Consider the following 15,273-nt stretch of genomic DNA (forward strand, 5'->3'; position numbering starts at 1 on the left):
CCAGTTTCGTCAGTGCTCTTCCGTTGCGAACGTGGCGTGTCGGTTCAGCGTCCGGACGAAGTCCGCCTCGTCGATAGCAGTCAGCGACTCGTGTCTGGATAGTTCCTCGCGGAGCCAGTCACCGGCGCAGGCGTCGACGAACTCGGCCCACTCGTCGAGGCGGAAGTCCTCGAAGTCGTAGACGGTACCGCCGAGACCGTGCCCTTTTCCCTGAAAGAGTCGGATCTCACGGTCGTCGAAGGACAGTCCGAGTTCCTTGGGCCACTCGGAACTGTGGTTGCTGTCGGGAGTGTGCTCCGGACTCGAGAGGACGTAGTAGGTTGCCATACGGTGGATTCTGCCAGTGGGTCACTCCGAGTAGTCCCCGGTTGGACGGTCGCCGCCGAAGACGGCCGCTTCGAGGGTCTCGCCCCCGGTCGCCCGGAGTGCCCGACCGAGCAAGTGGGTACAGTCTGCCTGTGCTCGGGGATTACCCGTCGGGAGCCTGTCGACGGCCCGCGAGAAGGTTCGTACCACGGCATCGTCGGCCCGGAATACGTTCTCCTCACTCGCACGCTCGACGGACTGAGACACGGCCTCGACACACGCCTCGACCTCGGCGGCTAGTTGGCTCTGCGTCGTTCCCGCGACTACGACGTCGGCGTAGACTCCTTCGAGAAACGTCGCCGGGTCCTCGACGTGGCTCTCCAAGGCGAACGCCCGGAGGGCGGCATCGAGACGCCGACGCCACGCTGGCGTCTCGGCTTCGACTGCGTCGACGTACGCCCGGGTGTAGACTCCCGCAACGAAACCGGCGGGATCGTCGGGGAGTTCCCGCGTCGCAGTTGCTTCCATCCGCTCCGAGCAGACGGCCAGCCACGCCTCGGTGTTGTCGTGGTCGGCATTCGTCCGACCGACTTCGGCGAGAGCCGCCGCATACACCCGTTCGAGGATGCTCGCCCGCGCCATCCCGACCCACGCGAAGTCAGTTCGCTGTTCGGCGGCGACGACTTCGGTCACGCCGAAGCGAACTTCCGCAGGGTCGGCCTCGACTGCCAGCGCCAGTGCGGTCCCGAAGACCGAAGCGACGTAGTGTACGGGATGCAGTGGGTACTCCGTCGCCGTTGCAGTGGTTTCGATCTGGGAGAGTACCGACTCCACCAGGCGATCGTGCGTTCGCCCGCCGGCGTCAGTCCGAGTCAGCACTGCCAGAAGAACGGCCGCGTCCGCTTCCGCGAACGCGTCGAACCACTCCGTCTTGCTCGGTCCCTCGATCCCTTCTCGCGCTCCGCGGAACGCCCGGACGAGCGACCCAAGCCACTCTCCGGCCAGGTTCGCCTCGCCCTCTGCGGCCCACCCTGTAGCTGCGTCGCCGTAGACCGAACGCAGGAACGCGACCGGATCCGAGACTAAGTCACCCGTGGCTGCCAGGTCCTCAATGCGCTCTGTCAGGCTGTCGAACCACATACTCTCGCTGTGTGGCGAAATCCCGTCGTCAGGCTCGGTGTCGTATCCCCGGACCTGCGTCGAGAGCGCCCCACGGTAGACCGCCCGAAGGTACGGCTCGACCACTGCTGTCGGTGCATCGCCCGCTACTCCGCGGGTCACGGTCGCGTCGTAGCGGTCGATCCAGTCCGCGAACCCTGGCGAATTCGGGAGTCTGAGGGCTCCTTTGCCGTAGGGGCCCGACTTGGCCACGTCTCCCTGTTCCACGATGGCTAGGGTCGCGAGCGCGCCGGCGTGGAGTGACGCACGGCACTCCCACTCGTCGTCGGGGACCTCCGAGTCAGCGATCGTATCGACCAGCCGGTGACACTTCTCGAACAGTCGCTCGGCACGGTCGAGGTCGCGGTAGTGAACGACGTGCCAGATTGCCCAGCTGTACGTGTCGACCACGAAGGATTCGGGGTGATCGACGAACGACGACTCGGCCGTGCTCCGACAGAGTTGCTCGCCGGTCGCCACCAGCCACGGCTCGAATCGGTCCGCCGGACAGTTGTGGTCGAACACCCAGAAGCCGATTGCGATCACGGACGCGACGTGTAACAGCTCGGCCCGGTTCTCGTCGTGCTGGAGCGACGTGGCCACGTCTCTCGCAGCAGCGTCGACCGCGTCAATCCAGACGGGGAGGTCGTCGGTCGGCATCTCCACACTCCCGAGGGCCCCGAGCATCGATCCGAACACGTTGCCGAGGAGGACGGACGCGTGACCGTCCTCGTACTCGGACGCTGTCTGGTCGACGAGCGCGACCACCGGTGCGAGCACCGCCTCAGCACTCGCCGACTCCTCGGCGCGTTCTACGAGCCGTCCGACAGTCTTCCCGTAGATCCGACAGAGCGGATACAGGCCGGGTTCGGGATCGATGGCGTTCCCGTCCACCATCTCATGGAGCAGATGGTCGACCGTCGCGAGTGCCCCCTGATTCGGCTCTCCTCCGGCTTCTGGTCGGGCAAGCGTCGACAGGGCCGTCGTGACGGCGGTCACGATAGGTTCGACGTCGCCACCGACCGAGTCCCGACCGTGGGGAGTCGCGGTCTCGTTGGTCAGTGCCAGCGCACGAACTGCAATGGCCTCGACCCACGCGTCGGCTGTCGGGTGCTCGCTCGCCACAGTCGCCATAGCAGTGCCCGCGACCGTTCCCCGGTACCTGATCGCCGCGTCCGTGTCACAGCGGTTCCCTGCGACGTCTCCGACGAGGTTGTCGACCAAGAGCAGCCACTCCCGTGCGGCGCTCGGCTGGGCGGTCCGTGCGACGACAGCGACGGCCTCGGCAACGACCTGCCCGACGAAGGCCGCATCGAGAGCACTGTCGGGCATGCCAGCGATCGCTGCCAGCGTACTCTGGCCCGCGACCGAATCGACCGCGAGTGACCGACGGGAAGGAGTTCGATTTTCGGGCCACTCCAGCGCGGACAGCAGATCCTCGGCGACCGCCTCTGGCGTCCGATCGGCCGTCAGGTCAGCGTCTCCAAGGTCGAACTCGATACGGTCGCACCAGGCCTCGACGTCGTCACAGCCAGTCCGGTCGGCGAGGGCGTCCAGATGCTCCCGTCGGTCGTTATCACAGAGCAGCACTGCACCGGAACAGACCCCTGCCTCGACCCAGTCAGCGAGCGCCCGAACGCCAGCGTCGCTCACGATCCGTGCTGGCTCGGCCCCGTACGTCGCGACTACGACTGCGTTGGGCGTGGCGTCGATTCCCACCCTGCTGTGGTTTGGCTGACGGAGGTCGGAGAGTCTGACCGTCGCTCCCCGCATCGTAAGTGCCGTCGCAACGCTCGCTGTGAGCCGTCGCTTCCCGCTGGCTTTCGGTCCCGAGAGGAGCACGAGCCCGCCATCGAGTGCGTCGACGACCTCGTCGACGCCGACCCCAGCAACGTCCCCGTCGGCTGCAGAGTTCTTGTCCGAGTTCGGGAACTCTCGGTCCGCCGCAGCCGCGTCTAACGCTGTTAGTCCGTTCCAGTGCCAGGAACCGACGAGGGGATCGGTTCCGTACTCGTCGGGCTCCATCGCGGCGGCGTCCAGCGACGACCCGATTGCTCGCATGGCTGTCAGAGCTGCATCGATTGGGGCACTCGCGTCGGCGATGGCTGTCTCCGTTTCGGACTGAGCCGTCAGGCGCTGACTGATCCTCGCTCGCATCGGTTCGGACCCGAACACCCGAAGCCGCTCGACCGTCCCCGGCGGGAGATCGACGGCGATTTCGAGGGCTTCGGCAGCCCCGGCCAGCGGCCGATGTCGAACGAACGGTTCGAGCCACTCCGTGTCGTCATCAGCCAGCGACCTCGCGACGAGAGCGAGTGCGGTGGCGACCGCAGGCGACATTTCGACCGAGCTACAACTGCCATCCACGGCACAGGAATAAAGGGACGCGATGAGGTCGAGGGCGCCCTCGTCAAACGGTTCGACCGTGATGTCGCGGTCGGTAACCACCGCCCTGACATCGGGACCGGCCAGAACCGTTTCGGACCCATACTGCGAGAGCGAGAGGAAGGCTGCGGGCGTGACTGTCTCCTCGACGGTCCCGATCTGTTGCTGAAGCCGCTCGTCCTCGAAGTCATAGCCTGGATAGGTGACGCGTTCGACGAGGGACGTGCGCTCCCCGTCACCCAGTTCTGGTGGACGTCGCTGGCTGGTGAGTTCGCGGATTTCGGTGATTGCATCGTGGCTCTCTGCGGGGGGCGTCCGAACCACGAGCACGGAATCGACTCGGTCGTGGAACGCAACGGGCGCGAGGTGACCGTGTCGGCAGAGCCAGTCGAGGCTCCGTGGCCGCGTCACGATTACTGCACCCCCGGAACGATCGAACAGGACATTCAGCCTGTCCCGGTCGTCACCGAGGTGCAAAACCGCCGAGACAAAATCGTCGACGACCACGAGTTCGTCGTCGTCGATAGCTGTTGTTTCTGCGAGCCGCTCGACGGATGGACCGACCCGCCGCAGGTGATGTGACTTTCCGACACTGGGTGCCCCGAGGACGAGTGTAACCTCACACGGGTCGACCGCGTCGCACAATTCGCTAGGCGTGACTTCTCGAACCGTTCCTTCCATGTAATTCCCCACGACCGACCCCGCCGACGACCGCGTCTGGATGGCAGACCCTGCCGAGTATATCTGTTCAGTACGCTTGCTGGAGAATATAACTGTTTGCTGTTGGGACAGATATCCCCGAAGCCGATCCAGCCACCACTCCCCCGACATCACCCGACGATTAGCCCCCGGTGTCTTCGTCGTTGGCAGACCGTCCCTGTCGGCTCTGCTTCGGGTCGCTTGTCTGCGCCGTTATCAGGGCTGCGCATTCTCAATCACCCCACGCTCAACTCTAATCTTGCCTGTGGGAGGACTCGGTCGCCCGACGAAACGAGAGCGATTCGCTCTTCCAGTGGGAGGAACACTCGCTGTAGTGGTTCTATAGTAACAATTGAAACGAGTTACACACTGATCGCATTGCCGCCATGCGACCAGCTGTGCATTGATTTCCAATGGCTACTATACTGAAAGTTCAACTCTATGTTTGTGAGCGTCGCGTGTTCAGTCACGGAATCCCATCGACGGTTGCCGAGGGGACGTGTTGCATACAGAATAGTTATTTAACGAATTATCAGATAGTGATAATATAACGGTGCGCCTCGTGGCCACCGTATTTCCGTATTCCGTCGAACTGAGTAGCGCAATGAGCCGCATTGCGTGGAGAATTCAATTTGAGCGAGTGCGCTCAACTAAGACAATCCTGCTGCTCAGTCAGATACCTGTTTGAAACTCTGAATAGCGACTACGGTCTTGTTTTGCGACGGGATATCCCGGACACTGTACTCGTGTGGGTGCTGCTGGTCGTGTGGATATTCGGCCGGTTGTGGGACATCATACGTTTTGCTGTCTCGGAAATCGCTCAGGAACTCTCGGGTGAGCATCGGTTCAACGAACGCCAGCTGTGACCCCTCTGTGTCACCGAGAAACCCTTGAATGAGTGTGTTGCTGAAGCTAGTAGGATCACCTCGGTCGTCGGGGCCACTTGGGAGTTCAGGCGCATCGTTGGGAGCTACGTGTTCACCCATGTCTGTGATATACCGCTCGTCAGCGACGGGCGGAGGTGATCGCGCATACCCTTCTGGAAGTTGAGCGAAGTCGAAGTTTGTCTCGATTCCGTCCGCTGTTTTGATATCGTACGGCGGAAGCTGAGGCCCCTCGACGTTATCCACTGTTGCAGGGTCACGCATGTGAAAGTGGATATCGAAGTGTGGCTTCTCCCACGCTCCTTTGCCACCGAAATGGCCGTCCGGATTCCAGTTGAGTCCTAAGAAGGTAAACGGCGTGCCAGCCGCATCTGGGAACGGCACAAAGAACTGGAGTGACTGTTTGAAATGGATCGTTGCCGCTTGTCCACTAAATCGATACTTATCAGTCTCTACAGGATCGTTTACCTCACTTATCTCTGTCTCGCTTGGAAGCCCTTCGAGTGCCGTGTGGTCGAACTCGACCCCGTGATACCTCGGCTCTCCTGACGGTGTTTCACTCGTAAATGTTCGCACCTCCCCGTTTCCGAGGGTGACTTTCCGTCCATACTCAGTGATGCCACTCGGCGGAAAGCCCGCTGAGCGATTGTTGCTATCTCCAGAACCCTTCTCGTCGGACTGCACCTGTCTGGCAACTGGTGTGGCCAGACCGACTCCCCCCAATATCGCACTTCCAACAAGGGTCGACTGAAGTAGCGTCCGCCGATTTAGCGTGAACGTCGACTGTGCTGCCGACTGACCCTCCTCTTTTCCTTTCGGGCCGGACTCTTCCACCATACTGGTTAAATATAGTCCTATTTACACTTTAAGCTGTGCGCGAATAGAACCGTCGTGTTTAGTTAAACGTATTCGGGCAAATCACACATGATGTCCAGTAACGACACGGACAGCCGAACAACGGAAGGGGACTCAGAGCTTCTTCACGGCAGAGAAGGCTGCAAAGAGGGTGAATAATCCGCCAAGTCCAATAGCGATGATCGGTGCGTTCGACGTTTTGTTTTTCAAAAACGCATCTCCTGGCTCGTCTGGAGACACGTATGCAGTTGTCTGTGTCCCCTGTTCGTAAGAGTCGATCGCTGATTCGGCTGCTGACCGTCTCTCATAGTTCCGCTCAATATTCGCTGGGTATAGTTTTGTCCCGGTGTATGTAGTTCCATTATAGGTGTATTCAAATTCGACGTTCGGTTCGTACTTTACGCCCGGATTTGACGATGTTCCGCTATCCGTTTCGATACCGAGTTCCGTAATGTTCGCGTCCACTTCAACCGAGTTTCGAACTGCTTCAGTCTGCTGAACGTAATCGAATCCCCCGTAGCTAGCGATAGCGATACCGACAACGAGGTACAGTACTGCGCCACCCAGAGTATCTGGACCAGTGACACGAAGCCCTGAATCGTTGGCCATGCTACCAGTCTCCTCCGGAAAATTTGATGGCTAACGGCAGCCAAGTGTCTGTGAGAAGCTCAAGTAATTGGGGACTGAACTGTTTATTCAGATGAATGTGACGGGGCGAGCAGGTCATAGCCACAGTTCGGGCGCTATGTCGTGGGAGTGTGCGATGGTACTCCTGGAGGGCGGAATACACAAGATATCATCATAGGGGCTGGCCACTAAAACCTATATATAGCCACTATCGCAGTGAGATATTCGCTGTGTTCACAGCATTCGAACAGTCGCTATAGTAACAATTGAAACGATGTACACACTGATCGCACTGCCGTCGTGCGATCTGGTGTGCATTGATTTTCAATGGCTACTATAGGTTGCTCAAAAATCACGGTACTGTTGATTATCGCGTAGTACAGCAGCAACAGGTGACCGGTCTAGTGTTTCAGTCAGTGTTCGTAGTTCGGGGACTCGCTGCGAGAGTTCTGCAGGCGTGTGGCTGTCCGATCCGAGGACGAACTGGATTCCATACTCGGTAAACAGATCTAGCATCGCTGGGTCGGGATGTACCCGGCCGAGCGAGCGATGGACGCGACCGGCGTTTACCTCAGGGACTGTCTCGGAGTCAGCAAGCGCTCGTGCGACCCGGTCGTAATCCGCTCGAATTGTGTGCCGTCGCAACGTTGGAATGCGCTCTGGGAGGTCGAGGTGCCCGACTACGTCGAAGAGTTCAGATTCGATGAGCGCAACGACCGCATCGTAGTACCGCTCGACGGCCCGCCGGCGTTGCGTTGCGGACGCAGTAACGTACTGTGTCCCACTGGTGTAGTCGTACTGGTCGGCGAAGTGGACGCTCCCGATAGTGTATGCGAAGTCGGCGGTGTCGAGAAACGACGCAATACGCGACTCGGTGCCTTCGACGTAGCTTACTTCGGCAGCATCGTACAGTTGGAGGGCAGTCGTGTCTCTGGCAGCACGAATGTCCTCCCGGCGTTGTTGATACGTTTCGACGAGGTCGTATCTCGCACGTCGCCCGAAGTCGTCTTCAGTGACGATACAGTGATCAGTCAGCCCGAGTGCAGACAAGCCAGCCTGTTCGGCCGCGGTAACCATTGCGTCGAGATCCGACCCATCCGAGTACGTGGTGTGTGTGTGGATATCGGTCCGCATCAGATCTCGGTCTCGCCACTCACGTCATAGAGCCGTTGCCCGTCCAGTTTCGGAACGACGTCACGGCTGTCGAACGCGAGTGTGTACTCGTAGAGGTCCGTACGCTTGATCTGTGGTTTCTCCTCGTACTTCGGCCCCTTCGCGAACTGAACGACTTCCCGATAGATATCGCGTTGCTCCGGTGTCAGTGGCTTCCCGTGCAGTTGCCGAGCAATATACAGCGCGCCAACGAGGTCCTCAGGCGAGGGTTTCCCTCTCGAGCCGGCGGCAACGAAATAGGTCTCGCGGTCGCTGTCTGCGAGATAGTCGGCGACCGCTTTCCCGTTAGTCAACCCACCAACGTAGATATCGACGTCGTCACCGCCTGCTAAACGGATATCCGTGACCGCGTTCCCACCGTTGGTCGAGGTCATCGCAGTCGGCCGACCGGCGACGTCAATATCCTGAACGAAGCTCGGTGAATTGAAGAAGTCGTATCCTTCTTCGCCCCGATAGTCCGGGCCGGAACTCCCGCCGATTTTCGCGTCTGGATGTTCAGCCTTGAATGCTGGTTCGTTCCCCCGTTCCTCGGTAATGTAGATGTACTCCGCGCCATTCGCAAACAGTTCCGGGACCGTCGTCGAGAACTGCGCCACGTCGACGACGACATAGTTCCCTGGATTGGGATCGTCCGGAATCTTTGCTCGGCCGAGAATAATCGTCTCCAGCAGTTTCGATTCGAGCGAGTTCCCGGTAATCAGGCTCATATCACTCACTCAGTCCGTCATGTCAAAAAGACCGCTAAGAGCCCTATGGACCAGTTACACTCGATATGTATCCCTCAATATACGGTAGACAGTGCCAGACTGTCAAAGGGTACACTAGAGTTCCTTTTGATAGGCTAGTAAGAAAATGAGAACGAGGTAAGGAAACAGTCAACGGCGCGGAGGACATCACAGAAGAAGCGCGAGTCCGGCAACGACGAGCAGAGAACCGGCGAAGAACCCGACATCGACGGGTCGAATCTGCATGTCCGCCAGCCGAAGTTCCGTACTCGCCTCGTCGGCTAGTGAGTGCGAGAATCCCCGGGCTTCCATGGCCTCGACGGTGACGCGACTTCGCTTTGCCACGTTGAAGATCATCGGATAGAACGCACGCACCGATAGCTTCAGCAGGTAGACGTAGTGCCGCCAGCGGAATCGCCCGGGTGAGTCGGGAGCCGTACTCCGTAACCGGAACGAGTTCACCAGATCGTGGTACTCCTCAAACAACACTGGGAGCATCCGGTAGCCGTACGTGATGAGGAACGTGAACTGTCGTGGAATCCCGAGACTTCTGAGACCCTGAGAGAGGGTCTTCGGACCCATGCTCGAGAACACCGCCAAACTCGACACGGAGATAATCGTTAACTTCAGCGTGTACGGAACTAACGCTCGAATCGCCGCAACGGGATCACCCGTAAAGACAGTCACGACAGCGTACGATCCTAACGTCGTTGCCACGGTAAACGCCATCAGTCCGACGAGGAACAGGCTGACCCGTGAAAGTACTGCGAGCACCGACACGAACGCTAGCAGTCCGAGAAGGATGGTTGTGTCGTAGAACAGCCATGGGACGAACAGGAAGACGACGTACCAGAGTAACAGGACTCTGGGGTCCAAGCGGTGGAGGAACGAACCCTCGTTCTCGTAGGCCGTCCGAAGCAAGTCAGCCTTGATCGCCTCGACGGACGTGGCATCACGAAGCGCATCGAGTGTCGTCATCACTGCTCCTCCACGGTCGGTTTCGATGTCTCGTCCGGCGGACTTGCCGTGTTCAGTCGGTCCGTGAACGCCTCGACTGTGAGCGGTGCGGGACTGAGACCGAGTTCTGTCCCCAGGCGGACCACTTGCGGTGGGTGAAGGTTCGCTCGTTCGAGAGCGGCAAGGTCAGCAAACACGTCACTCGGCGGGCCGTCAGCGATGATGTCACCGTCGTCGAGCACGACGACACGAGTCGCCCACGATGCCGCGAGCTCGAGGTCGTGTGTCGCAATCACGACCGTCTCGACACGGTCGCCCGCCCGGTCGATGGTTCGACCGACCTCCTCGCGACTCGCGAGGTCGAGACTGCCGGTTGGTTCGTCGAGCAGGATAATCGACGGGTTCGTCGCAAGCCCGATAGCCAGTGACGCCCGGCGCTGTTGGCCGACGCTGAGCAGGCGGCCGTCCCGGGACTGCAGATCTTCCAAGTCGAGGAATTCGATCACCTCGTCGACTCGCTGCTCGACGTTCGGGTAGCCCCTATCATCGAGATAGTGAGCGACATCAGCTCGGACAGTATCGTCGATAAACATCTCTTCGGGGTTCTGCTTGACGTAGACGACCTCCTCGGCCAGTTGCTCTGGGAGGACGTCTTCGGTGTCTGTTCCGCCGACGGTGACCGTCCCTTCGTCGGGTGTCTCCAAGCCAGTCACCAGTTGCATGAGCGTGGATTTCCCAGCGCCGTTGCTGCCGACGAGGACGACCCGCTCGTCTGGGTAGACATCCAATGAGAGGGTATCGAGAACGTCTTTCGTCCCGCTTCGGAGTGTATCGTACGACTGCGAGACGTTATTGAAGGAGATGACAGGCTTCCCTTTCCGGTTCACCTCCGGTGGTCCGTCAGTTCGAGCCACAGTGGTGTCGCCGTAATCGGTGAATAGATCGAGGCCGTCCGCGAGCGTCACCGGGAGCGGGCGAGCATCATCGAGGACGCGCTCGGCGATCCGCGTGACCTGTGGGGGATGGACGTCCTGTCCTCTGAGGTCTTCCAACTGATTGAGGGCCGTCTCGACCGGTAATTTCCAACGGACAATACCGTCCTCGACGAGGACGACGCTATCGCAGTATTCGGCGATGAACTCTGTCTGATGTTCGATAGTGACCACGGTTTTCCCGTGGGTTTCGTTGAGCGTGGCGAGACGGTCGTAGGTCTCCCGAGCGTTGACTGGGTCCAGTTGTGCCGCCGGTTCGTCGACGACGAGGATGTCGGGGTCTAGCGATAACGCTGCTGCCAGCGCAACCAAGTGTTTTTGCCCGCCGGAGAGTTCCCAGACGAAGCGGTCTTCCAGCCCGCTCAAATCGAGCAGATCTAGTGTCCGGTGGACTCGTTCGCGGTAGTCCTCGTGTCCATAGTTCATCGGGGCGAAAGCGACTTCCTCGAATACAGTCGGACTGACGAGCTGGTTATCGAACTCCTGGAACACGTAGCCGACGTGCTGTGAGAGCTCTGCAACAGAGCTCTCGGAGACATCGTGTCCAGCGACGGTAACTTGGCCTCGCATATCACCCTCGTAAAAATGCGGGATGATTCCGTTAAACGACTTACACAGCGTCGTCTTGCCGGAACCGTTCCCACCGATGATGGCGACGAACTCACCGGGCTCTATCGTCAGCTCCGCCCCGGTCAACACAGCTTCGTCAGCACCGGGATACCGGAACTGCAGTTCGTCAACGGCAATTTGAGAGTCGTGTGTCGCTGTCATCATCTTACGCCGTTTGCGTTGCGCGGTACCAGACGATGGTGGCGACGATAGCGGAGACGACGATCGGAACTGCGATGTAACTCTGACCGAACGTCGCGAGGAATTCCGGCTCCCAGACTACGTTGACCGCCCCGCCGACTTCGCTGGCAGCCTCGGCCACGAAGGCGAGCGGGAACGCGATAAGCACCGCCAACAGCGCCTTCGGGGAAAAGCCACGCCACATCGACCCGCCGCGTTCACCCTCAAACGGTTCCATACCGAGCAGCGGTTCGACTTTACCGTGGAGTTTGGGGTAGAGATACAGTGCGGGGATGACGCCGAAAAGAATCCCCGTGATTAGCATCTGTGTGAGGAAGTCGACCCCTTCGAGCACGATAATGCTCTCGGGGAGGCCGGGTACGGCTTCCAATTCTTCAACCCCGATATACACCTTCCCAATGTCGATGAACGTAGCGAAGAACTCTTCGAGTGCCTCAGCCAGAAACACGACAATTGCCAACTGTGTGGTGTTTTCCGGGTCCTGAAGCAGTTTCGCGGCGAAATAATAGCAAACCGGAATGAGAAGCAATCCCTCCATGGCACCCAGACCATCGAACTCACCGAGCAGTATCTCTCCGAATACGATTTCGCCAACAGGAACGGCTACTGCAGCCCAGTAGGTCCTGAAAAGTAGCACCAGCACGATCGGGATAAAGATGAAGCCACCAACGCCCAGTTCTAGCGGTCCGACCGTGAACTCGGGCATGATTTCTGTGAACGCATTCTGCAACCCGGTAAGGGACATAACGAGTATGAACACCATCATGTCCTGTTTACCAAACGATAACCAACTCTCCGTATCAGCCGAGAGTGTGCTCATGCTACACTGGAACGCATACTGATGACGTGTTTGAACATTTATAATATGTATACTGACTACTATGAACCGTCCACCGTGACTCGTAATACTATATACGGCCCTGTTTAGAGGTCTCCAATAACGTGGGGTGGTGTCTGTGTCGGCTGAACAGGACCGGTCTGTGGGGGTCTCTGGTCGAGTTCGTTTTTCCGATAGCTACCGATCGGCCGACCTGCACCGCGTCGAAACAAGGCCCGTCGATAGCAAGTACTGTTGGTTACTACGACAGAGTAGTTCTGGAACGGTCAGTTCCTGAAGGAGACAGTTGCAGAAGGGCCATCCGTGGCGGGACCCGGTCAGCAGTTCTGGAGTCGGCCACCAACCTGAACAGTGATGCCCTCTTCGCGAGCGTAGTCTGCGACGGTCTCGAATGGGAGACCGAACGAGTCAATGGTTGCCTCGTGTGGAATCGGCCAGTCATCGCTGTAGACGACGTAGGAGTTGGTGGCAAGTCTGTACTCTCGGTCGGCTTCGAGACTCTGGCCGTTGACAGCCACACCGATTAGCCGTCCAGCCTCGGAATCGTACTCGACGGTCATCCCGCTGACGTCGCCGTGCCAGAGCCGTCCGTCCTCGCGGTGTGGACGGAAGGCCGCCTGCAAGAGGGTTCGTAGTTGTTCACCGGAGACGCCGAGGACTTCTACCGTACCGCCGAAGGGGTGTACGCTGGCCACCTCGCCAGCAGTGACCTCGCCGGACAGGGGTCGCCCCGTTCGAAGGCCACCATTGTGGACGAAGCTGACGTCAGTATCAGCCGCCCAGCGATAGGCGTCAGCCACGAGGTTGCCAACGCGGCTCTCGCCGCGGGTTCGCCGGTCGAGGCCTCGATGGATCGGATCGTCGACAGTGGCAACAGTCTCCAGCAGACCGACATCGGCCAGCCGTTCGCGGGTCATGTCGGCCACGGACTCGTCGATAGGTCCCTCGGCTGTCGAATGACGGGTGGCAATCGGCGAGCGGTCCCCGTCGAAGAGTTCGACTTCCCAGACCACCTGCCCGTTCGCTCCGGGGCGGACAACCAGTGTTCCGTCGACAGCCTCGTGGCGCTCCCTGTGGACGTGGCCGCCGAGGACCGCGTCGACACCCTCGACGGCCGCAACGTCGGTCTCTACGTCGTCTCGCAAGTGTGCGAGGACGACGAAATGATCGACACTGTTGCCGAGTTCGCTGACCGCTTTCCGCACGCTCTCGACAGGATTGGTCACGTTCAGCTCTGACGCGCCGGAAGCAATCCGGGGAGTCGCGGGATCGACTACGCCGACGAATCCGACTCGCCGGCCATCTCGATGCAAGACTGTCGTCCCGTCTAATCCGGCGAAGGGAGCGCCACCCTCACTCTCGCTTTCGTAAACGTTCGCAACGACCCACTCCTGTGGACTCTTCGAGACCACGTCCAGAATGGGAGCAGTCCCGAAGTCGAAATCGTGGTTCCCTACCGTCTCGACGTCGGTACTCACTGCCTGGAAAAACGGCAGTGCTTGATACCCCTCGTAGTAATGGGCGAGGACACCCGGTGCAGTGTTGTCGCCGGTGCCAGCGACTACAGTATCCTCCCCGCGGATTGACTGGATCGTTCCGGCAAGCCGACCCATCCGCACGGGGTCGTCGCAAGCGTTCTCAATGTCAGAGTAGTGGAGCAACCGGATCGACATCTTTCGGAGCCGATTCCAGCGGGGCATAGAAGTGGATACCGTTTGTGGCTTCTTGGCAGGGGGCCGATAGCAGAAGCTCTCGATTCTGGAAGGGCGTACGTTCGTTCAACGGTGTACACCGGATTCAGAGCCACCAGTTTGCGGAATGCCGGTAGCAGGACGAGCAGAAATCCATCATCCAGATGAGTGTCCCCATTGAAACTGTCGTCCCGCTAAGTACCAACAGGACTGAAAGATTCGCCGCGATAATTAGAATGGATCTGGGAGGTATTCGCGCGGAATGGAGTTCCGCACAGTAACGAGTGGGTCGACGACTTGGCTGATTTCGAGGCCGCCAACGAGGCTCGAAAAGAGGTAGGCGTCGGTCAGCGTGTACTCGTGTTCGGCAGCGAGCAATCCGATGAGGTCCTCGTTTGCCGTCTTGACCGCATCTTCCATCGTTTCGGCACTTGCAATCGTCTTCCACGCGTCACCGGTGTCGACGAGTGGGCGCTCAAGGTCGACAGCGGCATCCGAGATTACTGAGACGGTGACGTCGATCTCGGTTCCGATTTCGGCACCAGTGCCACACATTTCACCGTCTGCCATCGCGGCCTTCGAGTCACCCATCGCTAACATCGCACCGTCCTGGAACACCGGAAAGTAGGCCGTCGTCCCGGTGGTCATATCCGTGGTATCGAGATTTCCGCCGTGGTCGTGTGGCGTCAGAGTCGACATCGATTCCTCGGACGTTGCCACGCCAATGGTCCCGATGACGGGATCGACTGGTACCTCTATATCCTTGAACGAGAGTGCCTCCCCGTCGTCGGTTATCTCCGTCACGCGCGTCGCTGGGTGTTCGATGTCCTCGTGATCCTGGAGGAGTCCAAACCCCGGTGCCGTAATTACGCGACCCAGATCCTCGGTGACTCGGACGTCTTCGATCTCAACCTTGAGGACGTCGCCGGGTGTAGCTCCCTCGACAGCAACCGGCCCTGTAGCCGCATTCACTTCTTCAGGGATCGCATCCATCAGATCAGCGTCTGATTGAACGGCTTTGTTCAGGCTATCGATGGTTTCGAATGTGAGCGATTCCCCGTCTGCAGCCGTATACAGCGGTTCCATATTCGGGGCGAACTCGTAGACGTGGCCGTCTTCGTATGATATGACAGTCCGTGTCATCGTATGGTTTCGTTGAAAACTGTCACTTAT

At 59.4% G+C, this 15,273-nt stretch carries 11 protein-coding genes; all 11 read right to left on the reverse strand.

The window, feature by feature from the left end:
* Positions 1-9 precede the first annotated feature (9 nt).
* Positions 10-327 carry a hypothetical protein gene (locus ACNO8S_RS18990; protein ID WP_050036512.1) on the reverse strand — a complete coding sequence of 106 codons (318 nt, stop codon included), beginning with the start codon at positions 325-327 and terminating at the stop codon, positions 10-12.
* A 21-nt stretch (positions 328-348) separates the two neighbouring features.
* The gene (locus ACNO8S_RS18995; RefSeq protein WP_420183107.1) at positions 349-4,530 is read right to left on the reverse strand and encodes a hypothetical protein; all 4,182 of its coding nucleotides are present in this window, start codon (positions 4,528-4,530) and stop codon (positions 349-351) included.
* A 686-nt stretch (positions 4,531-5,216) separates the two neighbouring features.
* A complete protein-coding gene (locus ACNO8S_RS19000; protein ID WP_014030963.1) occupies positions 5,217-6,269 on the reverse strand; it encodes a hypothetical protein in 1,053 nt (350 codons plus the stop codon).
* Positions 6,270-6,401: 132 nt separating this feature from the next.
* Positions 6,402-6,896: a DUF3592 domain-containing protein gene (locus ACNO8S_RS19005; RefSeq protein ID WP_420183108.1), complete on the reverse strand. Its 495-nt coding sequence runs from the start codon at positions 6,894-6,896 to the stop codon at positions 6,402-6,404.
* Positions 6,897-7,259: 363 nt separating this feature from the next.
* On the reverse strand, positions 7,260-8,048 hold the full coding sequence (locus ACNO8S_RS19010; RefSeq protein ID WP_008308249.1) for a histidinol-phosphatase HisJ family protein: 789 nt from the start codon (positions 8,046-8,048) through the stop codon (positions 7,260-7,262).
* Entirely contained in the window at positions 8,048-8,794 is a 747-nt protein-coding gene (locus ACNO8S_RS19015; RefSeq protein WP_420183109.1) for a 2-phosphosulfolactate phosphatase, read from the reverse strand. Before ACNO8S_RS19015 ends, ACNO8S_RS19010 begins: the two co-directional genes overlap by 1 nt.
* Before the next feature lie 186 nt (positions 8,795-8,980).
* Complete coding sequence (locus ACNO8S_RS19020) at positions 8,981-9,790, reverse strand: energy-coupling factor transporter transmembrane component T family protein (protein ID WP_129754733.1); 810 nt, start codon at positions 9,788-9,790, stop codon at positions 8,981-8,983.
* The gene (locus ACNO8S_RS19025; protein WP_151148294.1) at positions 9,790-11,535 is read right to left on the reverse strand and encodes an ABC transporter ATP-binding protein; all 1,746 of its coding nucleotides are present in this window, start codon (positions 11,533-11,535) and stop codon (positions 9,790-9,792) included. Before ACNO8S_RS19025 ends, ACNO8S_RS19020 begins: the two co-directional genes overlap by 1 nt.
* Before the next feature lies 1 nt (position 11,536).
* Positions 11,537-12,277 carry a hypothetical protein gene (locus tag ACNO8S_RS19030; RefSeq protein WP_225306815.1) on the reverse strand — a complete coding sequence of 247 codons (741 nt, stop codon included), beginning with the start codon at positions 12,275-12,277 and terminating at the stop codon, positions 11,537-11,539.
* Positions 12,278-12,726: 449 nt separating this feature from the next.
* Entirely contained in the window at positions 12,727-14,082 is a 1,356-nt protein-coding gene (locus ACNO8S_RS19035) for a bifunctional metallophosphatase/5'-nucleotidase (protein ID WP_420183110.1), read from the reverse strand.
* A gap of 249 nt (positions 14,083-14,331) precedes the next feature.
* Positions 14,332-15,243, reverse strand: coding sequence for an acetamidase/formamidase family protein (locus tag ACNO8S_RS19040; RefSeq protein ID WP_151148298.1), 912 nt, complete (start codon positions 15,241-15,243; stop codon positions 14,332-14,334).
* Between the last annotated feature and the right edge of the window lie 30 nt (positions 15,244-15,273).

Source organism: Haloarcula sp. KBTZ06 (assembly GCF_048595605.1).
Classification (GTDB): Archaea; Halobacteriota; Halobacteria; order Halobacteriales; family Haloarculaceae; genus Haloarcula; species Haloarcula hispanica.